The organism is Leclercia sp. LSNIH8 (assembly GCF_002920195.1).
Classification (GTDB): Bacteria; Pseudomonadota; Gammaproteobacteria; order Enterobacterales; family Enterobacteriaceae; genus Enterobacter.
Window position 1 is genome coordinate 39,461 of the sequence record NZ_PQJY01000013.1, and the last position, 26,255, is coordinate 65,715.

The 26,255-nt window shown below is 49.7% G+C and carries 30 protein-coding genes; 12 read left to right on the plus strand and 18 right to left on the minus strand.

The window, feature by feature from the left end:
• Window positions 1-106: 106 nt before the first annotated feature.
• Together C3406_RS23370 and C3406_RS23375 are read right to left on the minus strand one after the other, a co-directional pair.
• Window positions 107-673 carry an HAD domain-containing protein gene (locus tag C3406_RS23370; RefSeq protein WP_015062996.1) on the minus strand — a complete coding sequence of 189 codons (567 nt, stop codon included), beginning with the start codon at window positions 671-673 and terminating at the stop codon, window positions 107-109.
• A gap of 99 nt (window positions 674-772) precedes the next feature.
• A complete protein-coding gene (locus C3406_RS23375; protein ID WP_032610469.1) occupies window positions 773-1,288 on the minus strand; it encodes a lytic transglycosylase domain-containing protein in 516 nt (171 codons plus the stop codon).
• 147 nt (window positions 1,289-1,435) lie between these two features.
• Between C3406_RS23375 and C3406_RS23380 the strand changes: the two genes are divergently transcribed.
• From C3406_RS23380 to C3406_RS23390, 3 genes are read left to right on the plus strand one after another with little or no spacing between them, the layout of a single operon-like run.
• The gene (locus tag C3406_RS23380) at window positions 1,436-2,185 is read left to right on the plus strand and encodes a thioredoxin fold domain-containing protein (RefSeq protein WP_040113318.1); all 750 of its coding nucleotides are present in this window, start codon (window positions 1,436-1,438) and stop codon (window positions 2,183-2,185) included.
• Between the two features lie 25 nt (window positions 2,186-2,210).
• Window positions 2,211-2,603: a hypothetical protein gene (locus C3406_RS23385; RefSeq protein WP_040113319.1), complete on the plus strand. Its 393-nt coding sequence runs from the start codon at window positions 2,211-2,213 to the stop codon at window positions 2,601-2,603.
• A gap of 34 nt (window positions 2,604-2,637) precedes the next feature.
• Entirely contained in the window at window positions 2,638-3,060 is a 423-nt protein-coding gene (locus C3406_RS23390) for a hypothetical protein (RefSeq protein ID WP_015062992.1), read from the plus strand.
• 58 nt (window positions 3,061-3,118) lie between these two features.
• Here C3406_RS23390 and C3406_RS23395 read toward each other — a convergent pair whose 3' ends face one another.
• Window positions 3,119-3,730 carry a hypothetical protein gene (locus tag C3406_RS23395; RefSeq protein ID WP_015062991.1) on the minus strand — a complete coding sequence of 204 codons (612 nt, stop codon included), beginning with the start codon at window positions 3,728-3,730 and terminating at the stop codon, window positions 3,119-3,121.
• A gap of 105 nt (window positions 3,731-3,835) precedes the next feature.
• On the opposite strand from C3406_RS23395, the gene C3406_RS23400 reads away from it, so the two are divergent.
• Window positions 3,836-4,645 carry a DsbA family protein gene (locus C3406_RS23400; protein WP_015062990.1) on the plus strand — a complete coding sequence of 270 codons (810 nt, stop codon included), beginning with the start codon at window positions 3,836-3,838 and terminating at the stop codon, window positions 4,643-4,645.
• 51 nt (window positions 4,646-4,696) lie between these two features.
• On the opposite strand, the gene C3406_RS26745 is transcribed toward C3406_RS23400, so the two are convergent.
• The 14 genes from C3406_RS26745 to C3406_RS23470 all read right to left on the minus strand — a co-directional run bounded on the left by C3406_RS26745 (window position 4,697) and on the right by C3406_RS23470 (window position 18,358).
• The gene (locus C3406_RS26745; protein ID WP_223203177.1) at window positions 4,697-4,750 is read right to left on the minus strand and encodes a DUF4113 domain-containing protein; all 54 of its coding nucleotides are present in this window, start codon (window positions 4,748-4,750) and stop codon (window positions 4,697-4,699) included.
• A 198-nt stretch (window positions 4,751-4,948) separates the two neighbouring features.
• Window positions 4,949-6,448 (minus strand): helix-hairpin-helix domain-containing protein, encoded by a 1,500-nt coding sequence (locus C3406_RS23410; protein ID WP_032610464.1) that lies wholly within the window; start codon window positions 6,446-6,448, stop codon window positions 4,949-4,951.
• 25 nt (window positions 6,449-6,473) lie between these two features.
• A complete protein-coding gene (locus C3406_RS23415; protein WP_040113320.1) occupies window positions 6,474-8,111 on the minus strand; it encodes a PP2C family serine/threonine-protein phosphatase in 1,638 nt (545 codons plus the stop codon).
• Window positions 8,111-9,151: a TerY-C metal binding domain-containing protein gene (locus tag C3406_RS23420; RefSeq protein ID WP_040113321.1), complete on the minus strand. Its 1,041-nt coding sequence runs from the start codon at window positions 9,149-9,151 to the stop codon at window positions 8,111-8,113. Before C3406_RS23420 ends, C3406_RS23415 begins: the two co-directional genes overlap by 1 nt.
• 85 nt (window positions 9,152-9,236) lie before the next feature.
• Window positions 9,237-9,875 (minus strand): vWA domain-containing protein, encoded by a 639-nt coding sequence (locus tag C3406_RS23425; protein WP_001253658.1) that lies wholly within the window; start codon window positions 9,873-9,875, stop codon window positions 9,237-9,239.
• Entirely contained in the window at window positions 9,875-10,516 is a 642-nt protein-coding gene (locus tag C3406_RS23430) for a TerD family protein (RefSeq protein WP_000116681.1), read from the minus strand. The genes C3406_RS23425 and C3406_RS23430 overlap by 1 nt, the downstream gene beginning before the upstream one ends.
• Window positions 10,517-10,538: 22 nt before the next feature.
• Entirely contained in the window at window positions 10,539-11,177 is a 639-nt protein-coding gene (locus C3406_RS23435) for a vWA domain-containing protein (protein ID WP_001388628.1), read from the minus strand.
• A gap of 463 nt (window positions 11,178-11,640) precedes the next feature.
• Window positions 11,641-12,108, minus strand: coding sequence for a tellurium resistance protein TerW (gene terW / locus C3406_RS23440; RefSeq protein WP_001176767.1), 468 nt, complete (start codon window positions 12,106-12,108; stop codon window positions 11,641-11,643).
• 17 nt (window positions 12,109-12,125) lie between these two features.
• Window positions 12,126-13,334: a DUF4236 domain-containing protein gene (locus tag C3406_RS23445; RefSeq protein ID WP_000506888.1), complete on the minus strand. Its 1,209-nt coding sequence runs from the start codon at window positions 13,332-13,334 to the stop codon at window positions 12,126-12,128.
• A 10-nt stretch (window positions 13,335-13,344) separates the two neighbouring features.
• On the minus strand, window positions 13,345-14,301 hold the full coding sequence (locus tag C3406_RS23450; protein ID WP_040113322.1) for an HpcH/HpaI aldolase/citrate lyase family protein: 957 nt from the start codon (window positions 14,299-14,301) through the stop codon (window positions 13,345-13,347).
• The gene (locus C3406_RS23455) at window positions 14,301-15,380 is read right to left on the minus strand and encodes a cysteine protease StiP family protein (protein WP_040113323.1); all 1,080 of its coding nucleotides are present in this window, start codon (window positions 15,378-15,380) and stop codon (window positions 14,301-14,303) included. The genes C3406_RS23450 and C3406_RS23455 overlap by 1 nt, the downstream gene beginning before the upstream one ends.
• Window position 15,381: 1 nt before the next feature.
• Complete coding sequence (locus tag C3406_RS23460) at window positions 15,382-16,155, minus strand: HAD family hydrolase (RefSeq protein ID WP_001040062.1); 774 nt, start codon at window positions 16,153-16,155, stop codon at window positions 15,382-15,384.
• Window positions 16,148-17,290, minus strand: coding sequence for a phosphoribosyltransferase domain-containing protein (locus C3406_RS23465; protein ID WP_001282603.1), 1,143 nt, complete (start codon window positions 17,288-17,290; stop codon window positions 16,148-16,150). Before C3406_RS23465 ends, C3406_RS23460 begins: the two co-directional genes overlap by 8 nt.
• A 9-nt stretch (window positions 17,291-17,299) precedes the next feature.
• On the minus strand, window positions 17,300-18,358 hold the full coding sequence (locus C3406_RS23470) for an ATP-grasp domain-containing protein (RefSeq protein ID WP_040113324.1): 1,059 nt from the start codon (window positions 18,356-18,358) through the stop codon (window positions 17,300-17,302).
• A 322-nt stretch (window positions 18,359-18,680) separates the two neighbouring features.
• Between C3406_RS23470 and C3406_RS23475 the strand changes: the two genes are divergently transcribed.
• From C3406_RS23475 to C3406_RS23510, 8 genes are all read left to right on the plus strand, one after another.
• A complete protein-coding gene (locus tag C3406_RS23475; RefSeq protein ID WP_040113325.1) occupies window positions 18,681-19,262 on the plus strand; it encodes a TerD family protein in 582 nt (193 codons plus the stop codon).
• Window positions 19,262-20,419 carry a TerD family protein gene (locus C3406_RS23480; RefSeq protein ID WP_040113326.1) on the plus strand — a complete coding sequence of 386 codons (1,158 nt, stop codon included), beginning with the start codon at window positions 19,262-19,264 and terminating at the stop codon, window positions 20,417-20,419. The genes C3406_RS23475 and C3406_RS23480 overlap by 1 nt, the downstream gene beginning before the upstream one ends.
• 22 nt (window positions 20,420-20,441) lie before the next feature.
• Window positions 20,442-20,897: a tellurite resistance TerB family protein gene (locus C3406_RS23485; protein WP_000007448.1), complete on the plus strand. Its 456-nt coding sequence runs from the start codon at window positions 20,442-20,444 to the stop codon at window positions 20,895-20,897.
• Between the two features lie 22 nt (window positions 20,898-20,919).
• Complete coding sequence (gene terC / locus C3406_RS23490; protein ID WP_000255079.1) at window positions 20,920-21,960, plus strand: tellurium resistance membrane protein TerC; 1,041 nt, start codon at window positions 20,920-20,922, stop codon at window positions 21,958-21,960.
• 48 nt (window positions 21,961-22,008) lie between these two features.
• On the plus strand, window positions 22,009-22,587 hold the full coding sequence (gene terD, locus C3406_RS23495) for a tellurium resistance membrane protein TerD (protein WP_000116680.1): 579 nt from the start codon (window positions 22,009-22,011) through the stop codon (window positions 22,585-22,587).
• Window positions 22,588-22,655: 68 nt separating this feature from the next.
• Window positions 22,656-23,231, plus strand: a complete 576-nt coding sequence (locus tag C3406_RS23500) for a TerD family protein (protein ID WP_015062975.1) — start codon at window positions 22,656-22,658, stop codon at window positions 23,229-23,231.
• A gap of 58 nt (window positions 23,232-23,289) precedes the next feature.
• Entirely contained in the window at window positions 23,290-23,940 is a 651-nt protein-coding gene (locus tag C3406_RS23505; RefSeq protein WP_032610453.1) for a hypothetical protein, read from the plus strand.
• Between the two features lie 15 nt (window positions 23,941-23,955).
• Window positions 23,956-25,197, plus strand: a complete 1,242-nt coding sequence (locus tag C3406_RS23510) for a vWA domain-containing protein (RefSeq protein WP_015062974.1) — start codon at window positions 23,956-23,958, stop codon at window positions 25,195-25,197.
• Between the two features lie 147 nt (window positions 25,198-25,344).
• Here C3406_RS23510 and C3406_RS23515 read toward each other — a convergent pair whose 3' ends face one another.
• Window positions 25,345-26,025, minus strand: coding sequence for an HAD family hydrolase (locus C3406_RS23515; RefSeq protein WP_032610522.1), 681 nt, complete (start codon window positions 26,023-26,025; stop codon window positions 25,345-25,347).
• Between the last annotated feature and the right edge of the window lie 230 nt (window positions 26,026-26,255).

A 26,255-nucleotide genomic window follows, 5' to 3' on the forward strand; every position in this document is an offset into this window, starting at 1 on the left:
AATTAAAGTTGAGGAAAAAGTTACTTTTCTGATCGACTGATGCAGTGTTTTTGGTAGATGGCGAATCATGGTTTTTTTTAACGGAGTGTGTGGAAAAGTTACTTTTTTAATAAAAACGGGCCATCAGTAGGTTATATCTGGCTATCAGATCCGTTATGTCCTTTTCTTTAACCCCCGTGTAATAATCCGTACGGATCAGGTGCGGATATTCTGGCGGAAACAGGGTCGTATCGTCATCAAGGCAGATAAAGGCTTTTACCTGGTGCCTGGCCACGAATTCTTCACATTCAGCTGCACGTACCCCTATTCCCCCCGAGGGTAGACACAGGGATGGGGTTGCGCCAATTACCCGGTCTCTGTACGGCGAGCGGAAAAGTGACTTTAGGTAGGTAATACTCCCGCATTCTCTCCATGAGCTTGATATAACGATGAACATTGAAGGACTTGCATCAAGTAACTTCTCAATCAAATACATCCGTTCGAAAGATTCATTCTGACATTTGTGGATTACACCATCAAAATCCAGGAAAAGAACAATATGGATTAATGGCAGAGGTCCCCATAAGCCAGCTGTTGATTCATCCTGAGGCAAGATCCCGTCCAAGTCTTTATTTCTAAGCTTCTGTGGAGAACAGCGTATCTTGCACAGGAATTCGTATATTGATTGGAGCATACCTAACCTCTTTCACGGGACAGTTTCACTCGCTCAGTGATGAATTGTTCACAGCCACGTAAAACAACTAAACAATAAATTGGAGAGTAGGGGGGTAATTTACTCCGGAACATTTTTTACAATATGTCCGTTGTACTGGGTCTTTGGTTGCGTCCACTGATATAACTCGTCCATGCCATTCCGGCCCTGAATCCGGCGATTGTATTTGACCATGAAGTTAAAGATATACCTCGCCCGGACCTTAGGGGTTTTGCTGTTGTAATCGGCAATCCCTTCAAATACATTACCATTTCGGTCTACAATTTTCCGGTAAAGCCACCAGGTACCTACCCAGAAACTGGCACAGGCGTCATAGGCCAATACCCGCCAGGTAACAGACGGAAAGTGGCCACGTATTTCCGGCAGATTGGACGAATTGATCTGCATAGGTCCAATATCATAAGTGCCATTTTTATTCCGGCTGAACGTTCCCACTTTTCCGCCTTCATTATCAAAAAGCGTAAAGACCAATTCTGCATCAATCCCGAAAAAGCGGGAGGCATCGGTAATGCACTGTGTGTAGACTTCAACAGGAACGGGAATAGGTTTCACATCATCTGCTGGTGGTATAAACACGAGATAATCTCCACTGGAATTACATACTGGATATTCTCCCACATCGCGGGCTAAAAATTTTTACTATAGGGAGGGAATTTTGTCCCTTAAGCGAATTTGGAGGATTTTTTCGCATGATAGTATTAATGCTCCATTAAAGGAGCTGAAATGAATAAGACTATCAAGGCATCATTCTTATTACTGGCATCTTGTACGGCCTTTAGCATGAATGCCCAGACAGTGAAAACTGACGTGCTTCCTGATGCAGCACTGAAGAAATTAAAAGAAGTTGGGCTGTCCATCGAGCATATTGAACCATCCCCAGTAAAAGATATTTATACCGTGATTTCAAGAGAAGGCGTGAGTTACGTCAGCAAAGATGGTGATTACATTTTTACCGGGAGCTTGTTTCATGTTAACGGCAAAGATGTGGAGAATACAACGGAACAGGCGATACTGAAAGGCGTCAGGGAGTTTGCTGCTAAAACAAAATCCATAGAATATAAGTCGGCGAATGAAAAATATCGCCTGGCGGTGTTTACTGATATAACCTGCGGGTATTGCCAGAAACTACATCATGATCTTCAATCCTATCTCGATGCCGGGATCTCAATAAAATTCCTCGCTTTTCCGCGTGCAGGCCTGAACTCCGTGGTCGCGGGGAATATGGCAAAAATCTGGTGTGCGGCCAAACCTAATGATGCGCTGGATGCTGCAATGAGCTCGATATCAATCATTCCGGAAGGACGGCCTGACGCGGCCTGCCTCGATATTATCAAATCGCATTTCCAGGTTGCTTCAACTATTCCGCTTCAGGGTACGCCAACCATGGTAACGCTGTCGGGTAAACCTCAGTTGTTCACCGGCTGGTTGAGCCCGGAAAATCTGGTGACCCGCATGGGCACCGCACAAAAGTGACTTTTCACGACTGCAAGAGGTGATTATGAAATCTGTAATACTGACAACGTTAATGCTCGTGGCGGTTGGCACTCAACCCGTCTTTGCGGCCCAATGCCAGTTCGGGTCCTGCAACGCAGACATTGAGGCCAGCAGTGAACTGCTGGTCTCTGCGGCTCAGACGGATAAAGACGCGGTTTTAAAAAAACTTAATGACGCATCATCCCCCAGCGACGCCATGTCTAAGCGGGTTGAATCGTATCTGAATAATGACAGGCTAAAGGTGAACACCGACAGTACCCGGAAAGGTCCGGGCAATGGAATCGTGAAGCCGACGGATGAGCTAGCGCCGGTAAGGCAGCTGAAAGTCATTCGCCCCGAGCTTGTACAAAACCCCATCACCCAGCCATTGGTTGCCTTTTATGAACGTATGGCCTGAGAGCGCCGTATATCCGCGATTTGGGGGTTAGAAAATGTCGCTCTGGCTCAGCATTGTCACCCGGGCAACGGGATTACCGGATAAGCGGTATTTAAATGATCCGGTGATCTTCCGTTATTACCAACAAAAGATCCAAAAGGCTCCTTTTGCCCTGGTCGGATGGACTCTCTGTTTCCTGGCAACCATCGGTGTGTCGCTGGGACTGGAGCTCTCCAACCAAATATTACTTCTCGTTCTGCTGATTCTGTTTTTACTAATGGTGGTTCTCCAGAGTCGGTACCAGTTCATGCATCCGGAGAGATGCATCAGTGCTCGATTTTACCAGGAGGTGCTGGACGATGCGTCAGTGTCAGATATTCAGAAAGCGCAGTTTGAGTATTTGTTCGTGTCCAAAGTGGATGCAATGACGATCGGTGATCTTTACCGGCTCTATGATTTCAACAGAGGAGGCCGGTAAAGGTGCGGCATGCAGGTGAGAAAAGTCACTTTGCGGTTGGGCGTTGCGGTGCTGGTCATTAGTTCCAGGGAACCGATGCGACATAGTTTCCGGAGCGTAGCGGGGCATCCAGTTTCCCGGCCAGAGCGTCGATCATTGCGGAATACGCAATGCTGTCCGATGGGATTGGCGCATTGCTCTGCATACTGACTTTAAGAACCTGTTGTGCCCCTTTCCCCGCAGGGTAGACTTCCACATCAAGGCGGCGCCAGAAATGCCTCTGTGATATCGTCTCTGACCCCACGATCCCGCTGACGGGTTTATAGTCATAGTCCGTCTGAGTCTGCCCGTGTTTATCTTTTTTCGTTGTCTTCTTCTCGACGACATATCCGGTTATGCCCGTCACCAGCTGTTCACTGTATTGCATATTTTCCTGGGTCTTACTGTAACTGAATCTGAGAATATAGTCGGGCAGATGGTTGGAAATATTAAACCCTATCCCCGTTAATCCACTCGCAAACCGGGCTGCAAACATGCGCGATTGTATACTGTCATCAGGCGCTACAATTTCAAATTTCTTGTTGCCTACCGGGCGTGACATTAAATCGTAAGCATCAACATCATTCCCGAAATGATAGCTGCACCCACATAAGAACGTTGTGGCGGTCAGTAAGAATAAATGCCGTAACATTCTAATTCCTCCAAAAAGGGTTCTTTAACGAATAATTCCGATGTGCTGTGACAGTATAATCGAACACAGGTTGATAACTAACAAGTTGAATTCGTAAAGGTGGCTATGACTAAATTAAATTATTTAAAACCCGTAGCGTCTGTTTTAATTTCTGTGTTGATTGCGACGGCTGGCTCTGTGTATATCACGTCGAAATATTTTAAAACTGAGCTCCCCAGTAACGATGAAGTAGGAAAGGTAGCGGCTACCTATCTGGTAAAAAATCCTCAGTATCTGCTTGAAGCGGGTAAGGCTCTTGAAAACCAAAATACCAACGCCTCCCTTGAGCGGATCATCCCTTACGCACCGGCTCTCTTCGAGACCAAAGAGACTCCCAACATTGGACCGGATAATGCGGCCGTCGCCGTCATCGAGTTTTTCGACTACCAGTGCCATTTCTGTATGAAGGTAGCGCCGGTCGTTGAATCCGTGTTGAGCCAGAGCAGCGATGTTAAATTCTTCTTTAAAGAATTTCCAATCTTCGCTGGTTCGAAACCCGTTTCTGCGATGGGGGCGGCGACAGGCCTGCATGTGTACCAGGCATTTGGCGCTGAAGCGTATCGTAAGTACCACAACAACCTGATGACCAGCGCGTATGTATTCTTCAACAACCAGCGAGGGTTTACGCTCAGTGATTTAGACATGGTGGTGAATAAATCCGGGTTCAACAGCTCATTCAGCGATCGAGAAAAAAGTCGCTATGAGAATGTCATTTCCGGAAATATGCAACTGGGGGAAGCTCTCGGGATCAGCGGAACGCCAGGGTTCATTATCATGAACATGCAAAAACCCGATGCTGCAACGACATCATTCATCCCGGGGGCTGTCGACGAAGCTACCCTGAAATACGCAATCCAGAAGGCCCGTGGTGGTTAAAGTAGCTTTTCATGCCAGAACTGACCATGCCGGGTAACACTGGCATGGATGTCAGGCTTTTACGACAAGTAGCTCATTCCAGCGAGTGGTATACCGTGGCGACATTGACAGTATGGTCTGCTACCCCCTGAAATCCTGCTGAATCCCTTCCCCAAGCAGGAACAGAGAGCTACGCAGCTCTTTGTTAAACCGATCCATCGCCTTCATAAGCGCTTCACAGCCTCGTTTGGCGGGCCGCTCATCGAATTAGTCGCGATGAGTGGCTCAATGCCGTAACAGCTAAAATCTGGTAAGAGATATTTGTTAGTTTTCTACTAATTGAACGACTACCAGCCTGCCACCTTCCTCTTTTGACAAAACAAATTGAGCGTTATTCTTCAGTTCTATTTTTTCCCCAACCATAATCTGCCGCTTATCCGGTAATGACATTAGTCCTGATATGCCTTCATTTACCAACCACCATTGATCGTTATGGTAAACAAAATAACCAACCCGTTTCCTTTGTGCATCCGTTGTACGTTCATTTGGCGCGATAAGACGATTCACATGCCACGCATAGATAGACTGCCCGCTCCAGACCATCAACCGGTGATCGTCAGGACGATAGCTGCCTTCTTTACGAGAAGAATAAAAATTAAGCACTGGCAACTTACCTTTATACGGCGTACCGCAGTAAGGACAGACCGGCTTTGTCTTACCCGAGAAAACGTACCACTTCTGTTCACATTTCGTGTTTTGGCAGGGCTGTATCAGGTCAACGGTCTTAACCAAGGCACTTTCCCACTCATCGGCGGTAGGGCGTTTTGTGGCATCATGTAAGCCATCGATGAAGGCTCGATCAAACAATGACGTCAGGTAGGGACCCATGATGGTGTAAGGAATTTTACCCGGGTCAGCCCAGGGAAGTGAAAAGGAGGATAACTGACTGATTTTGACTGCATTACTTTTGTCTGTCGGATGTTCAATGAAGAGCGCTTTCTCACCCATTGATAAGGTTTCATCACGCACTTCATCCGACATGTCATGTATTTTTCCGCCACGTAGCGGATGACGGAAAAACAGGTACATGTAGATAAGCACCGACAGTGCATGGCGGTCAGTAGTAATGCTTGGCAGTACGCGGTTCGGATCTTCTTTGGAAAGATGGCTGGTTTTCACCACCTCCGGAGCGATAAAATCCGGAGTGCCCACCACATCGGGAGGATACTTTCCAGGAACGACTAGGCCGTCTACGTCAATGATGCAGGCATGGCCCATTTCTGGATCAATCAGCACGTTTTTATAGCTGAGATCGCTGTGACAGAGGCCAGCTGCATGCATCCTTCTGACGGCTCTTGTCAGCAGCAGACAGACTTTGAGATAGGTAAGCGTATTGCCTCGTTCACGCGGATCGAGGAATTTATTCTGGTTGCTGGCGCTGGCAAACCATTTGCCTTCTTTCTCCCGGCCTTTAATATCCAGAAAATCATCGTTTTTGGAACCATATTTAAAGAAAAAATGGTTCTGGTAGGTTGGAACCACGATACCGATTTTATTCCCATGCTCAACAACGTGGGTCGGCCAACAAAACAGATCCTTCCAGTATTCGCCACCGGATTGTCCAAAAATGTTTTGCCTGTAGCGGCCGGTGATCATATCAATACGATCCCGGGCCTGCTCATTCTGCGGTTTTTGATAAAAAGCGACGACGTAAGATTTATCAGGCGAAAAGTAAACATCCTTCATCGAGCCTGAACCAATCACCTCGTCAACATACTGGACTGTTTCGCCGTTCTTTGTTTTACACGTAACGATATTTGCCATATTGATCACCGAAAAAGCGTATCCCTTACCACAACACCGCAATAGTGCGGTCATCATGGTTCCCAGTGGAGAAAAAGTTTAACCAGTCGCCTAACCCCTCAGACGCAATACTGGCGTCTGCGAGGATAGGGGAGATCTCATTAATGAGACGGGTCCATTTTTCGTCACTGCGAAGCCCGTTATCAGTCTCAAACAGAGGGTCTGATACGCCGTCGGTCATAAGGATCAAGTGAGATACGTCATTCCATTTGCCCACGCTGATGCGACCAGTAAATGATGGGTCTGCGATAATGCTCTGGTCAAGGAAGCGGGTTTGTCCTGCGTATTCTCCGCTATCGGGATTTCCAAGTATCCTGACTTTACCTGAAGGACTGTATGCACCTATCGCACCATCGCCAAGCCAGAAAGCAGCTGCAAACAACTCGTTTTCAGTTCGCAGTGCTACAGTTGCAAGAAGGGTTGTTGAATAGGATTTCACAGGTTGTTCTGCACAAATGGCTTCGTTCTGGATGCTGTTGACCGCGAGCGTAGCTGCCTGTTTAAAATGATGAAGCATGGCGTTTATGGTTGCCTGCTGATCGCTCCCTTCCCAAGTCGTGATATGCTCTTTTAAACGGACGCCTTTCACTCCACTGAGCTGATTGAAAAGGTAATCGCCAGCCGTCATGACTGCAATTCGCGATCCCTCTCTGGAATTTACTGCACTACCGGCCCCGTCTGCGACCAGCATGACAGACCATCCTGTTTCCTGGCAGTGGTTGATATAGAAGTCATCATCTCTGAAGCTCCCGGCATGCTCATGAGAGCGGCCCCGGCGACTGGCGGCAGCAATACATATGTTATCTCTGACCAGGCCAGCAGAGTCCAGATGGGCCTTAGGGTAGGGAGTGTCTGCTGGTGGTTCTATTACCTTCCACAGGCTTCTCGGATCCGGGTTTACTACAAAAAGTAACTTTGTTTCGCATTCGTCGTGCGAAGTGTATGACCACAGTACTGAAAGCTCAATATCGCCAATTTCAGTGGGTATGCCAGTGAGCAACCCTTGTTCTTTTTTATACGACAAGCCAATGTCCCGGGGAAAGACAACGTCTCTTATCGTCGCCCGTCCACCCTCATCCAGTATGATGGCAACCGGCGAAGAGAAACGTTCGCCTGCGCGGGCGTTGGGTATGGTTATTCTCGCTGTCGGGGGCATTACACATTGCACTGCTGACCCGGTCCGATGCTGGCTTTCCGGTACCTGCCCAGGTTTTAGTATCGGAGACGGCTGGTTTTCAGTTTCATTTTTTCCTGGTTTCTGAAGTTCGTAAAAAGGCATCAATTTCCACAATGTAGGGCTGGTTTCGTTGACTGTGGCTGTTTGCGTCTCTTTTTTGTCAATAGCGTGGTTTCCCTGCATATCCTCATCAGTCCCGACCGGCTGTTGCTTTTCGGCAAGGCCTGGAGCAGGCGGGAGGGCAGTCACTGATTCGTTCTCACCTTCGTTAACCAGTGCAGAGGTACCTTTTGCAAGGTTCTCAATCCGCTTTATAAGCTGCATAACCTCGGCAGACAGGGCAGGATCCTGGGATGGAAGGGAAAGCCGCTCACCTTCTGCGGTGTGGCTGAGCTCAGACAGAACTAAGCGGATAATCTTTTCTTCAAGTGACGTATTTTGCGACATCAACCTCTCCCTCTGTTTACGTCGAAGTTAGTGTTTCCGCCATCATTGCTGAATGAAAGACCTTTTTCACACCATGGGCAGATCACGTCATCGGGGCCATCAATGCAGAGCAACTTCCCGCATGAGCACATGGCAAACGCACTGGCATTACCACAGTGGGGGCAACCCGGTACACCATGCAGTTCGCTTGTGTTTACCTGCAAATCGGTAGCGGTGGCATCTGACCACGCAAAATAGTCCTCATCAATGGGATAGCATCCGGCAATATTAAAGTTGTTCAGGTTCAGGTTGAAATCGAGCCCGGAAATCCTTGCTGGTGGCCGTTCATACTTCATCAGATACGGACGACGGGTCTTGCTGCAACGGCCGGTAAGCGTAACGCAGTTTTCGTCGTACGCTTTTACTGGCTCGTCCTTGGCCAGCCGGACTATGTATTCAGTCTGGCTGAGCTCAGGTTGTTTGTCGTCTCCGACGCTGCGGCTGTGCGCCGTAACCGAGGCTGTGATCCATTTGATGAAGCGGGTAAAGTCCCCTTCCTGAGACTCGGTGAACAGCATGACATTCTCTGTCAGTTGCCGCAGGGTATTCAGGTCCGCTGACGGCCCCAGGCCAACGGCAATGAGATTCACTTTACTCGCGTAGTGATCCTTCCAGCGCTTCACTTCTGCGGTTGTGTCGTCAGTCGGACGTCCGTCGGTAAGGAGATACACGACGGGTTTCCAGTCGCCTTTAGCCTCATGAGTGGTTTTTCTGACCTGGGTATCAATTTGTACGGTCAGCTCACGCAATGCGGCCCCAAGGCTCGTACCGCCGCCAACGGGAAGGCGGGGAGGGTAGAACGAGGCAATTTCGTGAAGAGGTACAATCGTACGGGCTACACCGGCAAATGCGATTACCGAAACCCAGGCTGTTTCAAGTGCGTGTGGATCCTTTCTTAAATCTCCGACGATCATTTGCAGACCATCAGTCATTTTTTTCAGGTTTTCACCAATCATGGACTCTGAACAGTCCAGGACAAAAAACACGGGAAGGCGTCTCATAATTTTCCTCGTACGGCTGGTACGGCCAGCAGAAAACGTTGCTGTACAGAAAGGTGCTGCCCGGAAAGCAGCACCTTTCTGTCTGTCAGAGCACCAGCTGGATTTCTGGTGGAGGAGGGGGAAGGGTATCAGTTCCGTTATTGATCCCCGCGCTTGTGCTGCCGGAAGACACGCTGGCCGATACCCATTTAAAGAAACCTGCAAACGCGGTTGAATCTAGCGTCTCCAGAGACACAACCTTATCGGTGAGCTGTTTTAAGTGCTCATGGCCTGCTTTAGGACCAACGGCGCAGGCAATGATGGATCCGAATCCCCGGCCGCGAATCGCTTTTACCGCTTCACCGTACGCCAGGGCATCAGAAGGGGTTCCATCAGTCATCAGGAATACCAGAGGACGCCAGTCTCCTTTTGTATCACCATCTGAGCGACGTACATCCCGTTCAACACACTGCATCAGACATTCAAGGGCAGCACCGGTGAACGTCCCGCCTGCGCTTGGCACAACGATGTCAGAAAACTGGAAGTCTTCCAGCGGCGTGAGAGGAATGAACTCACGCGCCTCATTGTCATAGGTGATAATGGAGATATGAACGCTTTCGAGGGCGTAGGGATCCTGGCGAAGAGCGCTAAGCATCGCCTGAATTCCAACGTTAACGGAATGGATGGACTCACCGCGCATCGAGCCGGATGTGTCGATAACAAGGTAAACAGGCAGGCGGCGCATCACATGTAATTCCTCAGGTGCGAGACAAACGAATCTGATTCTGAAGGCTCACCAATTGCCCTGAGTTTCCAGCCTGTAGCCTCGCGTATCAGCTCGGCAAAAACCATGGAGCGCTGGCTGGCGAAGGCGGGTCCGCCAGAAAGATCGAATCGTGCCATTTCAATATTACGGGCATCTACTGCCCGGATGAAGGCATTCTGAACTTTACCAAAGTGCTGCTGGAGCTTTTCACCATTGTAGATCTGAACGATGAACACAATTTTCTCGTACTGAGCGTCAAGGGAATTCAGGCGCACAATAATTTGCTCATCGTCACCGTCACCGGCTCCGGTTCGGTTATCGCCCGTCAGCCAGATATTTCCTGACTTATGGCGAAGGCTGTTGAAAAAGATGATATCGCCATTCACAAGCGTTGGTTTACCATTTTCCACATTGCCGAGATCGGTCACCTTTCCGGCTGAATTACACAGGAAAGCGATCACATCAAGGTCGTATTCTTCTTCTTTTTTACCAAAGATCCCGCCGAGGAAACCTTTCTTTTCCTCATTAATATCCCAACCCAGGCCGATAGTAACGGACGAGAGATCGTATTCATTTTTTTTCAGGCTTACGCCCTGGCCTTTGCTCAGACTGACAGACATGACATCCCCTTAATTAATAAAATTATAAGACCACGTTTACTTCTGGCGGCGGTGGTGGCAGGTCTTCAAGACCGATCACTTCTTTTTTGCTGGACTCCACTTTCTGACTGCCTACCGAAATGCTCGCACTGACCCATTTAAAGAAAGCTTTAATCGTCGAACTGTCAGCTGTATCGAGCTGAACCACGATTTCAGTGATTTCTTTGAGGACGCTGGTATCGGCATCATGCCCGGCTGCACATGCCACAACAACGCCGGTTCTGGCCGCTTTAAAGTCATTTAGGCCTTTACGCCAGTCATCATTCGGACTTCCATCCGTCATCAGGAATACAAGGGGACGCCAGTCACCTTTAGTGTCAGCCGTCGTTTTCTGTACTTCTTTGGCAATGGAGCTGGCCGTCAGGGTAAGCGCTTCGCCAAGAGAGGTGGTGCCGCTGGCTGTTAGTGCTGGCATCTGGAAACTCAGGAGGTCTGTCAGGGGGACTGCCTGTCGGGCTGAAGAATCAAAGGTGATCACTGACACGTAAGCCGTTTCGAGTGCATACGGATCCTGTTTCAGCGTGGTAAGCAGCGTCTGAACGCCATTCTTAACCGCTTCGATAGGCTCTCCGTGCATAGAGCCGGACGTGTCGAGTAGCAGATATACGGGTAAGCGTCTCAAATGTAATTCCTTCTTAAGAGATCGGAAGAGGAGAGTAGTTTCAGGAAGAGGCCAGAGTTTGTAGATTTGATAAAACGGCACGACATCTGTCGGGTGGAGATTAAATACTCAGAAGCGGCATTAAAGAAATAAGTTAACCACCATTGAATTACCGACATGTGAATGGCCTCTTATCAGAGAAAAAAATTCAGACCGTACTGGAATATAAGATTTCTGAAAAAAACTCCGGCAAAAATAAACTTTCTTATGTATGAAAATCATCATACATCACAGATCTGCATGAATGGAGTGTAAATCGCCCAAAGATTGATGTGTAGCACAAGAGGATGTCAAGACACCAGGTTTTGTAGGCAGAAAGGCGCTGCTGACATTGCGGGAGGAGAATAGATCAAAACTCCGTCACGCAGATACAGAGGTGAAATATGACAAAACCGGGGTTTTCACCCCGGTCTGAGATTTAGCGTCAGGACTTTTTAGCGCTGTATTCTTTTATCAGTTCATCAACGGAGTGCAGAGCCAGCTTCTCTACCGCTTCACTTCGGGTCGAGCCACTCAGCGCAGCCAGACGGTCAATTTTTCTTAAAATCCGCATGCGTAGCGATAATGACACGGCTGTTTTTTTATCCTTATCGAGTACGACCTTCCCTGTGGACTCACCGGTTTTCAGTTCAGCATTCTGTGCGAGCGCTTCATTCATCCGGCGAAGGGTCTTTTTATCCAGCTGGCCCGGATTAACGAGATGGTATGAATGACCTGCCTTGCTGTATTTGATCTCCGCAGAATATGACTCGCGTAGCTCTTTGAGTGCCCGGGTTAATGTCGGCTCTGAGCATTCCAGACTGGTTATAATGTCGGCAGCGGAAACGGGCTTGCCGGTGCCCAGTAAGTTGGCAAGCTTAAAAATCCGGGCCTGTCTGGTATTTAATTGCATCGTAAGATTTAGCCTGCTTAAAGGGTTAGTGGTTCAATAGGCTGAAAAATGAAGGTACTGCTCATCTTTCGAATAACCGGTTGATCGCCTAACGCTTCAACCGGATCAATGTGTTCTAAGCCTGCAAAATTTACTGACGACATCTGGCTGCGACTGCATTTGCAGGACAGGATATACTCATCCTCCAGATAGCCGGTCCGCTTACTGACCCGTTGCGTAAAGCCTGACACAATCACGTTGTCGAACGGTAGCGTATGTAAAACGATACCGACCAGGCGGAACAAGCAGCCATGGACGTGGCGGGCATAGTTTTCGCGTACGGCTTTTTGCGTCATGGCTTTTTCCGTCAGCTCCGTGCCCCGGGCATTAACGCCGTAAATCTTATCAGGGAAATCTTCAATCTCAGCTAAATCAACATCCAGCAGGACTGCTGATAGCTCCGGCTTTACTTCAAATGCAACAAGCGTTTCACGCGGCCATTCAGTTTCTGCCAGCACACCCGCCAGGTATGATTCGAAAAACGCGGCGTCTGTCCGGAACTGCTGCCGGGCATCTGCCTGAGCCGTGGCGAGCCGTTTTTCATGTTCTTCAGCCTCAAACTTCCAGTTTGCATACTGTTCGGCCCAGGCCGTCCGTTGTTGCTGGTACCGGTGCTGTCGAAGGGTATTCTCACGCTCCACATCAATCAGCTCCTGCTGCCACCGGCGAAGATTTTCGGCGTGGCGCTCAGCTTTAGCTGATTCCGATTCAAACCATTTACCCAGAAAACTAATGCCTTCGCTCTCGGCAGGCTTTTCCGGCAATGCAAGATAGTCTGGCTTTTCAGGACGCACCGGTGCCGGAACCTGAAAAGGCGACGTTCTGTTATGCAGGTATACTGCTTCCAGCTCTGCCCAGCTGATGCCTGTTTTGGGATCCGGCGTCAGCTCGTGAATATTACGGATTGCGGTCACCGCTGACATGAGATCAGCGGCTTCCTGCTCAAGCGCCTGTCTGAGCCCCGGGTCGGTAGCCGTCCGGTTCCCACCTCCGGAACGCGCGGCCCGGTCAAGCCGGGTACGGTAACTCAGCCCGGTACCGGGCAAGCCCAGATTGGCATAGGTCCCCCGGCTTCCAAAAGAAACGGAAGCACCTCTCGGCCCGACACTCAGGCTCGGTGCACCGTTACTCAGGTTGAGGCGAACACCAGGAATAATGTTGATCGACTTTCTGAACCTGAACCCCATTATGATTTCCTTAATGATGCTGGGTCACGGTAAGTAATCTGATTCCATCAGCGCTTTGCTCGTTCTGTAACCCATAAAAACTAGCTCTGTCCAGAATGCCAGCCGCCCAGCGGCGATGTGTGGCGGGTTCACACATTGCTCCCTGCGACTTAAACACGGCCTGGGTAGAGTTCAGGATCCGCAGAGCGTCAGAATGCTCACCCTGAGTGACCATCAGCGCGTTTTGAATGACCTCTATCTGACCCGGGTGAATGGCCGTTTTCCCAACAAGCCCATGTGCCATATCAAGAGCCAGCTCTCTGGCCATTACGGCATGATCGTCAATATGCTCACATACGGGCGCGGTCAGGGCAAAATCACGCGGGCCGAAGACCGAAACGAGCATTTTGATGACGTAGCCCATCGGGCTGTCATACAGCGTCAGGTCCCGGGGACGGCGAAGCGACACAACGTTCATAAGATCGTTGCCGCCGATTCGAAGCGCAATAATGCGGTCGTGGCAGGGATGTTCCACCAGACGGGTGGCCAGCTCGCGCATCTGAACCACGTCAAAGACGTCTTCTGTTTCCAGCGTTGGCATCATGCACAGGTGAGTCCCGCCCATGATATCCCACCATTCAGCTAACGAACTGAGGGTAAATTTCGGCAACACAAACCCGTCGACAGCGGAAAGATCATAATGCGCTTTTAACCATCTGCCCATGTCGGCATGCCGGGGGCGAATGAACACCAGAGGCCAGTCATTTTTACCCAGGCTACGCATGCTGTTACTGAGCTCGTGCAGCAGGTGCTCCAGATTTTTGAGGGCGATGGGGATGTCTGCTTCACTGACAGCATCCTCAAGGCAAATTACCAGAGAGCGCAAACCCGGGATTTTCCCATGCAGGACGGCATCAGCAATATCTTCCCGTGTTGCAGGCATGTATAGCGTGGCTCCCAGATTCCAGGGAGAAAGACGATTTTTCATCAGAGTACCTTCTTGATAATGGTTACAGCCCGATACTGGCCGAGGGTTCCCCCCATTTCTGTAACAACTATTCCCTTTTCACGAGCAAGCCCTACAAGCAAGGCAACGTCCGGGTCGTCAATAGAACGCACAAATATATGGTCCGGTACCCGACGCAATACAGCCCGGGTTGCTTCAGCAATACCGGGTTTAATACGATTGACGCTGTCCACTTTAAATTCATCGGCCAGGAACGCGATAACGTCGCAACTTGTCTGCCATAAGATCCGGGCTGACTCCGTATTCCAGCTCAGGGGAGCGAGGGATGTCGGTGTTAACTTCTTACGGAAATGAGCGACGGTATCGACAAACATCCGGCTGCATTCGAATTCACTGAGATGCTCGCAAACCATGCACCCATGTAATCCTTCAGAGGACCATACTGACCGGGAGATCAGACCTGATACCGGCGCACCCATGATGCCAAAAGGAATGAGCCAGTCATCATCACTTGCTGCAAGCCAGGAACAGCCACAGGGATCGGCCAGGACAACCAGTCGCGGCTGCTCAGGATAGCCCGGGCGATCTTTCAGTGCGCGTACAAGCTCTCCGGTAATTGCGCCTTTACCTGTCCATCCGTCAACAAAGACAATACCGCTGGTACCATGCCGCTCTTCAATGACGTCGAGTGCTGCACCGTCAATTCCACGATCCCGGATGATGCTGATGCCGTAATGCCATGAGGTTTTCCCCATGTCACGCAGGGCCTGGTGCAGCATAACGCCGAGCGGTACGCCAGCTCTGACAAGACTGGCCAGTACAATGGGCTCATCACCGAAGCGTTCGGCCAGAGAAATAGCGAGCTGTGTGACTTCTTTTGCAAGCCTCTCTGCGCCCCGATCCAGCGCCCGGTGAAACAAATCAAGATGCCATTGTGTTGGTGCTGGCTCCTGGCTGAGCATGTCTGAATAATGTTTCTTCCCGGACTGAATCAGCTCTTCTTTTTGATCAACCGGCGTCATCTCAATGACAACCGGCTTTAGCAGAAATTCCACGTCACCGGGCTGGTATGAGCCGGTAAATGTTTCATGTGGCTGCATTTTAATTTTCTCCAAAAATTCGCTGTGAAATGGCATCTGCAAACTGACTCTGACGCGGGATGCCAAACCAGCTGCACAGTTTCATAAAACGATGATCGCTCAGGCTGTCGCCCAGACCAATTACGGGGAAAACGCCGCGTTCAGCTCGAAGTTTTTCAAGCAGCCAGCTGACGGCCAGCCCTTTCTCAACCGGGGTGGGTAGCCAGGCCACGTTATTACTGTTGCGGTGGATGTAGAAGCCCTCGGTCGGAAACACCGTTTCTATCTCATCTGCAATGGCATTGAGCTCGTCAAGGCGGGTGCTGTCGCGGTGTTTCATCACCATATAAACCGCCGTTTCACCGTATTCGAAGTTCAGTCTTGCCCAGGCATTAATCCCTTTTGCGTCCATCATTTCAGTTATCAGTCGCTGCATCGATGTCAGCTTTTCCTGATAGGGAGCCAGCTGGCCGAGCATATGGGCCTTCCACTCCTCGTCGGGGTTGCCTTCAGGCGTGAGAATGACGGCCCCGTGCGTGGTGATTGCCCAGGAGTGGAAAGGGATCCGTACGCGGCTGATTTCTTCAGTTCCCCGTGCGGTAACGGGAATGAGTTCAGCCTGCTCCAGAAGCCAGTCCACTAACATGGACTGTTCTTCCGTCATAAAGCTTCGTGGATTCAGGGTACGATCAACGGCACCGGTACGGAATGGCTCCAGGGCCAGCTCGTCCACCATTTTACGACGGGTCTGAAAGAGCGTGTCGTCAAGGTCGCTCAGAACAACGGGTTTATTCATAGGTAACAATCTCCACGACGGGCGCAACCTCAGCCAGCGCCTTAAGAAGCTGCGCGTCAATACTTTCTGCGGGTGTCTCAGTACACACAAGAATGCGGTCAAACTGCTGGTGGGCGACGTTATAGACAAAATTGGGGATGCCCAGCCCGTAGTTATCCGTAAAGGAAATGGCGGACTCAATGGCATAACCAACGGCGATAGGGGAGCGGGTGGTCGAACCGTAAAATGCCTTTGCCCCGGCAGCTTCGAGCCGTTCTGCAAGCAGGAACGGCTCCCAGACGAATTCCCCTGTCCCGAGAACCAGAACACGCTCCCCTTTGCGGACGGAAACCTCATGGCCGAGATCGGCCGCAGGTGCGAGCATCCCCAGTCGACCCCATGACTGTTTCCCCTGGATGTCCCATTCTCCGCGTGAAGTTACGTTGACTTTCGGCATGTCCGGGACCGGTGCATCTGGTAATGTGGTCCATCCCCACTGACCGCTTACAAGAGAAACAGAAGTGACGGGTAAGGTGCTGCGCTCGGACAAGGCTTTGCCACTCCAGTCGGTAAGCGTAACGGCGATAACCTGTTCAATATGTTGAAGCTTGCCGGTATTACGCAGGGCAGAAAGCAGGTTAATAAAGGTATTACCGGTGGTTGCCTCGTCATCAATCAAAACCAGCGTTCGCGCGTTGGTAACACGACGTCTTTTCTCTTCATCATCTGGCAGATAGATCAGATGATCAGTGGCGTGGCTGTGTTCTTCCTTGAACTCGCAAAGCAACGTGCCATCAACCGGGTGACGGGTAGAGGTCAGATATACAGATTCACGATGCTGGTGGCGCACTTCATCAAACACACCGGCCCCAAGCCCAACGGCGGTTTCAGCCATACCGATAAACAGTACGGGCCCTGTCAGCGTTGAGGGGAACTGGCTGGCAAGCTGTCTGTAGGCCTGCCGCATGACTGAGGGTGGCACGGGAATGTGCCTGCCGAGTACTTTGCTGACAAACAGAAAGGCGCGTTTCGGGTTACGTCTTTCAGCGATATCAAACAGGTCATCGAGCGAAACTTCACCCTGATCGCGGATTACCTGAATCGTACCGCATGAGAGGGTACGGCGATAAATCATATCTTCGAGGTTATCAGACATAAACACGCCTTAATTCAAAAGGTTAGAGAGTGATTCCGGGTATGCAATTACATCCGTAATGGCTCTCACCGCAACCGGAGAAAAGGTGTTTTTAGCGCTCTGGCGCACCATATCTTCAGACATCAGACCGAGCTTAAAGGCAGCAAATAACCCAGGAAGGTTCACCCCGCTGTGAAGGGTATAACCCACCCCCCCTGACGGACGCATGTTGGTTTCAAGCAGCACCGGGTTGCCATTCACATCGTTTCGCGTCTGAACATTCACCAGCCCGTCGGCCTTCATAACCCGGGCGCAGTCACACGCCAGTTCCCAGGCGCTACCTTCGTTTACCAGATACTGGATAGCCCCTTCCTTACGGCGTCCCACGGCTGCGAGTATTTCGCCCTTATCCGCGAGGATATCGACGGAAAATTCCGGGCCTGGCAGGTACGGCATCAAAACAAGGGGTTTAAACGACTCAGCAGCTGATGCTGCTGCAATATACTGTTGCGGACTGACCAGACGATGTTCGGGATGATTAAAGACGGCCATAGGCGAAGCACTGTCATCAAAGCGCCAGAATCCCATGCCATAGATACCCGTCACCGGCTTCACGCATACCGGGCTGTCAGTGAACGGCGGGGACGCGAGGTGTGTCTTTAATTCTGCCAGCGTATTCACCCTCCAGGATGGTACAACCGGGAGTCCCTTTTGCTCCATAAACTGAGCAAAAGTAACTTTTTCGTCAGCCAGAGTTAACCAGTCGACGCTCGTTGCACCGGTAGTAAGGGTGGCACCGGTCGATTCAATGGCTGAACGGTGTTCTTCAAACCACTGGCTGTTACGGCCAGTATGAATATGGTGGATGCCGTAGGTCTGAATGGTTTCCTGAATAAACTGGAGACGTTTTTGAGGATCTTCAGGTTCAGTCAAAGAATAATCGGCAACGGAAAGGATTTCATTTCTTTCGTTACGGTGGGAGGCAAAAACGGTAATGGCAAAATTATTTTTTTGTGCAAATGATTTTACCCCCTGAATAATATCTCGCTGGGAGGATAAACCTTCCATAAACCAAATTTTCTTGTTCATTTTTTTTAATTATCCGGAACGTCATGCAAATTTATGATTGAGAAGTGAGTCTATGAGTGTCTAAGCTACATGTCAATCATAATATGATTAATAACTTCTGTGGTTATGAAGTGAGTCAGTATTTTTTGGATTCCAGATAAAGTATTGATATTTAAATTAAACATAGAAAATTAACACCCTGAAAAGGTTTTCTTTTTTATGTTTTTACAGAAAACTACCAAAATTTCCCTTGTCAGAGAACTTCATCATGATATGATTTTCTTCGTCAGTTAATAAACAACCCTTTGATTGTCTCGGTCATTACTATTTTAAGGAATAGAACATGGTTTCATTAGTTAAGAACCAGACGGTATCACTCAGCAAAGAATCATCTGCATTAAGCCAGCTTCATTTCGGTCTCGGTTGGGATCCGGTTAAGAAAAAAGGTCTTCTTGGAGGATTGTTTGGAGGCAACGACTCAATCGATCTCGATGCTGGCTGCGTATTAATGGACAGCACCGGTAAAACAATTGACACCATCTGGTTCCGCAAACTGGAATCCACCTGCGGCGCTGTTGTGCACAGTGGCGATAACCTGACCGGTGAGGGTGACGGTGACGATGAAGTGATTAAGGTCAACCTCTCCCGACTGCCTGCAAACGTTGAATACCTGGCGTTTACGGTAAACAGCTTCCGTGGTCAGTCGTTCAATGACGTCGAAAACGCGTTCTGCCGCGTTGTCGATCAAACCGGCAAAGAGCTGGCTCGCTACAAGCTGACTGAGCAGGGCTCACATACCGGGATCGTTATTTCTTCGCTGCACCGTAATAACGGCAACTGGGACTTTACCGCCCTTGGCCATGCCTGTCGCGGCCGCACAATTGACGATATGCACTCCGATATCGTTTCAGCGGTTATCCGCTAATGAACCTGACGCCGGGGGGCAATGCCCCCGTTCCAGCCCAGGAGTTGCGGGTCCGGATCACCTCGGGCGGCCAGGTGGATGCTTCGGCGTTTCGCCTGTATGCCGACGGGAAGGTGCAGGGTGATGCGGACATGGTGTTCTATGGTCAGCCACGTAACGATGATGGTACCGTCAGCCTGGTCAGTGAAGGCCAGTACTCAACCTTTACTGTCGCGCTCAACCGGCTGAAACCTGATGTCCAAAAAATTGCGTTCACCGTGACCTGTGACGGTGGGCAGACGGTGTCCGGTCTTCGTAATCTTTCCATCGACGTGGAGCAAGGGGCTACCGGCCTGGTTAGCGGCAGTGTCGAACTGAGCGGCCGTCAGGAAGCAGCCTTAATTCTGGGTGAATTTTACCGTCGTAATAATGACTGGAAATTCCGCTTTGTTGCGCAGGGGTTCAACGGTGGACTTAAACCGCTGGCAGAGCATTTCGGCGTAAATATTGCCGACGAACCTGCTCCCGCAGCCCCGACTCCTCCGGTTGTAACCCCTCCGCCAGTTGAGACAAAAATCAGCCTGAGCAAGGTATCGCTGACAAAAGAGAAGCCTGCAATCAGCCTGACCAAACGGGATAACTTCGGTGAAATCCGGATCAACCTGAACTGGCACCGGGGCAGCGGCAAATCCGGCTTTGCAGGCATGTTCGGCTCCAAAGGAATCGACCTGGATCTGGGGGCCTTTGTTGAGCTTCAGGACGGGTATAAATCGGTCATTCAGGCGCTCGGTAATGCATTCGGTGATTATCGCGATGAACCGTATGTTCAGCTCAAGGGAGATGACCGGACGGGTGATGTATCAGACGGCGAGTGGCTGCATATCAATGGCCGGGAATGGAAGCATATCCGTGAAGTGCTGATTTACGCCTTTATTTATGAAGGTATTCCCAGCTGGGACAAGACTGATGGTGTGGTCACCATTCATGTGCCGGATCAGCCTCCCATTGAGACCCGCCTCACCGAAGGTGAAAACCGTCGCACATTGTGCGCCATTGCCAGACTCGTAAATGAAAACGGCGCGATTAAAGTCGAGCGTATCAACCAGTACTTCAAAGGCCAGGACGAAATGGACCGGGCATTTGGCTGGGGATTTCGCTGGAGCGCCGGTTCTAAATAACACAGCAACAAAGGAAACAGGTATGAGCTTTTTCGACAAGGTAAAAGGTGCCATTAACTCTGGCCGGGACGAACTGACCCGCCAGGTTGGTCGTTTCAAAAACAAAAAATTTATGCACGGCACCGTTGCTGTATGTGCCCGTATTGCCGTATCGAGTGACGGCGTGAGTTCGGAAGAAAAGCAGAAAATGATGGGCTTTCTTCGCTCTTCAGAAGAGCTGAAGGTATTCGATACCAATGAGGTGATCGAGTTCTTCAATAAACTGGTTTCAAGCTTCGATTTCGATGTTGAAATCGGCAAGGGCGAAACCATGAAATACATCCTGGCGTTGAAAGATCAGCCTGAGGCCGCTCAGCTGGCCTTACGTGTTGGTATTGCCGTTGCAAAAAGTGACGGTAACTTCGATCAGGACGAGAAACTGGCCTCCCGCGAGATCGCTATCGCGTTGGGCTTCGACCCGGCTGAATTTGGCCTCTGATCCACATCCCTAAGGGTAAAATATGGTTTCCACACACATCGGCTTCCCGACTGAAACGGTCATTGTTTTTATTGCGCTTTCAGTCGGTGCCATCTTTATTGACCTGTTTATGCACCGTGATGACAAGCCAATCTCGCTTAAGAGTGCGGCGCTCTGGTCCGTATTCTGGGTTGTGGTTGCGATGGCATTTGCCGGTTTCCTCTATATCCACCACGGTGCTGAGGTTGCCAGTCTGTTTGTCACGGGTTATGCGCTGGAGAAAGTGCTGTCGGTCGACAACCTGTTCGTCATGATGGCCATCTTCTCCTGGTTCGCCGTTCCGGATCGTTATCGCCACCGTGTTCTCTACTGGGGGATCATTGGTGCCATTGTCTTCAGGGGCATCTTTGTCGCCATCGGTACGAGCCTGCTGAGTCTGGGGCCGTACGTTGAAGTTGTCTTCGCTATTATCGTTGCCTGGACGGCGGTCATGATGCTTAAAAGCGGTGATGACGATGATGAAATTGAGGATTACTCCCAGCATCTGGCTTACCGCATGGTTAAACGCTTCTTCCCTATCTGGCCGAAGCTCAGAGGGCATGCCTTCCTGCTTAACCAGAAGGAAGTGGATGCCGAACTGGCGAAACCAGAAAACAGCGATGTCACCATTGGCCGTGGTAAAAAAGCGGCGCTATATGCGACCCCGCTGTTCCTGTGTGTGGCTGTGGTTGAACTCTCGGACGTAATGTTCGCGTTTGACTCGGTACCGGCAATCATTGCCGTCAGTCGTGAACCGCTTATCGTCTATAGTGCCATGATGTTTGCTATCCTGGGCCTGCGTACTCTGTATTTTGTCCTTGAGGCACTGAAACAGTACCTGGTTCATCTGGAGAAGGCCGTTATCGTGCTGCTGTTCTTCATCGCGGCAAAACTCGGCCTGAATGCGACCGATCACATCTGGCATCATGGTTACAGCATTGCGGCTACAACCAGCCTGTATGTTGTACTGGGTGTACTGGCGCTGGGCATTCTCGCAAGCGTCATGTTCCCGGGCAAACCTGAATCTGAGGAAAAGGGGAGTTAATCCCCTTAAGTGTTAACCTGAACAATTACTAATCGAAGAGGTTATTTTATGAGTGTTTCTCTTTCCAAAGGCGGGAACGTCTCCCTGAGTAAAGCAGCTCCGTCAATGAAAAACGTCCTGGTGGGCCTTGGCTGGGATGCGCGTTCAACAGACGGTCAGGACTTTGACCTGGATGCTTCAGCATTCCTGCTGGCCTCAAACGGCAAAGTGCGCGGCGATTCAGATTTCATCTTCTATAACAACCTGACGTCATCCGACGGTTCCGTAACGCACACCGGCGATAACCGCACCGGTGAGGGCGATGGTGATGATGAATCGCTGAAAATTAAACTGGACGCCGTCCCGTCTGAAGTTGACAAGATCATCTTCGTTGTGACCATCCACGATGCTCAGGCTCGTCGCCAGAGCTTTGGTCAGGTATCCGGTGCGTTTATTCGTCTGGTTAATGACGATAACCAGACTGAAGTCGCTCGCTACGATCTGACCGAAGATGCGTCCACTGAAACCGCCATGCTGTTTGGCGAGCTGTATCGCCACAATGGTGAGTGGAAATTCCGCGCAGTAGGCCAGGGTTATGCTGGTGGTCTGGCATCTGTATGTGCTCAGTACGGCATTAACGCGTCCTGATCGAAAAGTAACTTTTCATATCCGGGGCTGTTAATTCAGCCTCATTCAACTGTTTGCAGGAGCTAAAAATGGCAGTTTCTCTCGTAAAAGGCGGCAACGTATCTCTGACCAAAGAAGCACCAACCATGAATGTCGCTATGGTTGGTCTGGGCTGGGATGCCCGTGTAACCGATGGTCAGGGTTTTGACCTTGACGCTTCCGTATTCGCAGTAGGTGAAGACGGTAAAGTGCTGTCAGATGCCCATTTCATTTTCTTCAATAATAAAACCAGCCCTGATGGCGCAGTAGAGCACCAGGGCGACAACCGTACTGGTGAAGGCGACGGCGACGATGAGCAGGTCAAAATTGATCTGACCAAAGTCTCAGCAGACATCAAAAAACTGGTGTTTGCCGTTACCATCTATGATGCAGAAGCGCGTAAACAAAACTTCGGCATGGTGAGCAACAGCTTCATGCGCGTTTACAACAACGACAACGGCGCGGAAATTGCTCGTTTCGATCTGTCTGAAGACGCCTCAACCGAAACTGCAATGGTCTTTGGCGAACTGTACCGCCATGGCGCTGAATGGAAGTTTAAAGCTGTCGGCCAGGGCTTTGCTGGCGGGTTATCTGCACTGGCAACCCAGCACGGCGTGAATATTTAATAATAAAAATAAACTCAACCCCGGTGCTGTCACCGGGGTTTTTTATAGGTGTTAGCACATGGCAAAGAAAAAAGATGATGGTTCAGCAGTAATACTACTTTTTATTGTGGCTTTTTTTGTGTTCCTGCCGTTTCTGATATTCGGGATGTTTTTCTACCGAAAGCTAAAAAGAAAATATTCAGCTATCCCCAACATTCAACGTGTATATGATATTGGCGTCATTTTTAAAACGTTAAGTGCCTCTATCGCAGTTATTGTGGTTTCAGCAGTGCTCGTTCTGCAACTCAGTGCGCTTCCCGTCAAATTTGTATCGCCAGAAATATCACATTATATAGCAAGAGTTATGTTCGTTCTCTATCCACTTGTAATGATCTGGCCAATGAAAAAAATGGCGGAACGCATCGCCATAGAATATTTCGGTATAATTTTTAACGACAATGACAGAACGATAATTCTTCCAGCAGATTTAGGCAATATGGGATTGGGTGACTGGCTTCGTCTCAAGTTTCTGAGCAGGATGGGTGAGCAAGACAGCATTGAGATTCGAAAAATATCGAATATCACACGCGAGAAAGGTGTCAACTTCTATATCCATGGTGATTTCGGATCCCGACGCATCAACTTTTCGAACAAGCAAAAGCGCGATGAGTGTATTTCAGCACTTCAGGCCAGAACCCGGGTAAAGGGTGGCAGAGACTACGGTTACTAAACAAGGAACAGAGTCATGCAATTACAGTCAGGTCAAAATATCCTTCTATCTTCATCATCAGTCACTCTTAATTTGCGATACCCGGTACGTCCCGGTTTTAACGGCGAACCCGACACCTGCGTTTTCATGCTCAACGCACAAGGTAAGGTGAGCGGTGATAACGATTTCATCTTTTTCAATAACCTGAGTTCACCGGAGGGGGCTTTAAAACTGACGGCAGGGACGCAGCAATCAAGCGTACATATTGATCTTAACCGCGTTTCCTCGGCTGTTCAGAAAATCGCCATAACCCTCGTGATAGACGGAAGCGATACTATTACAGGCTTGCAGAATCTGAATTTGCAGGCCTCCGGTATTGCATCGTTTGATCCCGAAACAGCAGGGCGCAGCGAGAAAGCTATTATCGTGGCGGAGGTGTATCGCCATAACGGCAGTTGGAAGCTACGGGCGCTTGGCCTCGGTTTCAACGGTGGGCTTGAGCCCCTGGCGATGAGTTATGGTGTTGATGTTGCACAGACAGCTCCGCAGCCAGCACAACCTGCTCGTATCAGTCTGGAAAAGAAGCTCGAAACAAAATCTCCGCGACTTGTAAGTCTCGCTAAAAAGGCCTCAGTCAGCCTCACTAAAAATAAACTGGAAACCCTGGAGGCAGCAGTTGCGTTTGTTCTTGACGCGTCCGGCTCAATGAGTGGCCAGTTCAGTAAGGGTAACGTTCAGTCCGTGCTGGATCGCATCGCCGTCCTTGCCGCCCAGTTCGATGACGATGGCGAAATGGATGTCTGGGGCTTTGGAGAGAAGCATAAGAAGTATCCAAATGTCACTCTGGATAACCTTGACGATTACATTCAGACCATCCGTGGATCCGGAAAGCGTTCAGCCTGGGAAAATTTGCCGGGGCTTGGTGGGACTAACAATGAACCACCGGTAATGGAAGAAATTGTCGACTACTTCAAAGACTCAAAAATCCCGGTTTACATAGTGTTTATTACCGATGGCGGGATAAGCAAGACCGGAGCAATTAAGAATGCTATCCGGCGCTCAGCCAACTTCCCGATCTTCTGGAAATTTGTCGGCCTCGGTGGATCTAGCTACGGAATCCTGAAAAACCTGGATGATTTTACAGACCGCCGCGTTGATAACACCCATTTCTTTGCAATGGATGACTTCGGCTCTATCAGCGATGAAAAATTATACGATAACTTACTGGAAGAATTTAGACCGTGGATAGATGAAACAAAAAGGTTAAATATCCTTTAACTTGCTTCCTGATAAAGCTTAATTAGAGGGCTCTGGCGAGAGACCCAGCCAGCTGGGTCTTAAAGGTATCAACGGCCAAACACTGGTCATGGACAACTGTGAAAGCTAGCCCCGGTATATTATTTAAAACGTTCATGTTGTGCGATTTTAGACCCTGAACGACTCCTTTTTTAAGCGGTGTATAAAAGCTTTTTTTCTGTCCCAACGAGGATGGAAGTGCCGCCAGTGGGCATCTTTGGCGGCTGCCAGCAATTCATAATCGCCCCGAGTGTCCCCCCAGGCTCGAAGATGATACTGATCTAATGGTCCGTAAATAGACTCCAGCCGGTTAATTTTCTGTATGCAACGACAATTGTGCCCTGTAATGCGCCCGGTCAGGATACCATTAACGCTTTCCAGCTCTGTACCGATGAGCTTGATCCCCAGTCGTTCAGCAAACGGAGCAAGTACAAGCCTCGGTGAGGCTGAGCAGAGTGTCACCTCAACATTGTTAGAAACTTCCGTTGCCACGGCCAATAGGCCTGATGCTCTCATCAGACGCCCCCAATAAAGGTTGCAATAGGCTTCAGCTTTCTCCTTGACCCACTTTTCCTCGATACCAGTGAGAAACGTTGATATTAAAATTTCTTTGAGTTCATCACGAGTTAGTTTGCGACTCAAACACCGCAGGGTAGGAAGAGCGAGTTTAACCAACCGGCGGGTGAAGACACTGTTACCGAAGGCAAAGCGCAAAAAGGGGATAAAGCTGTCATGTCGGGTAAGAGTTCCATCAAAGTCGAAAACGGAAAGAACCTTTATTTCTGCACGAAATGAATTATCCACAAGCAGCCCTTTTTGAATTAGATAAATTTTCCATATTTTATCATCTGACGAGGGTGACTCAAAGCATGTCAGAATTGGATTGGACCATGAAGATCTCGCAGTCTTACACTGCATCTTGTTATCCATGCCGTGGTCAACTAATTGTGGCCCACAACCTGGCTGTTCGTGGAACAGTTGTTCTGATTCATTTGGCGTTTAGCAACTGTTCTCTCTGGCGCTGCATTTAGGAAAGATAT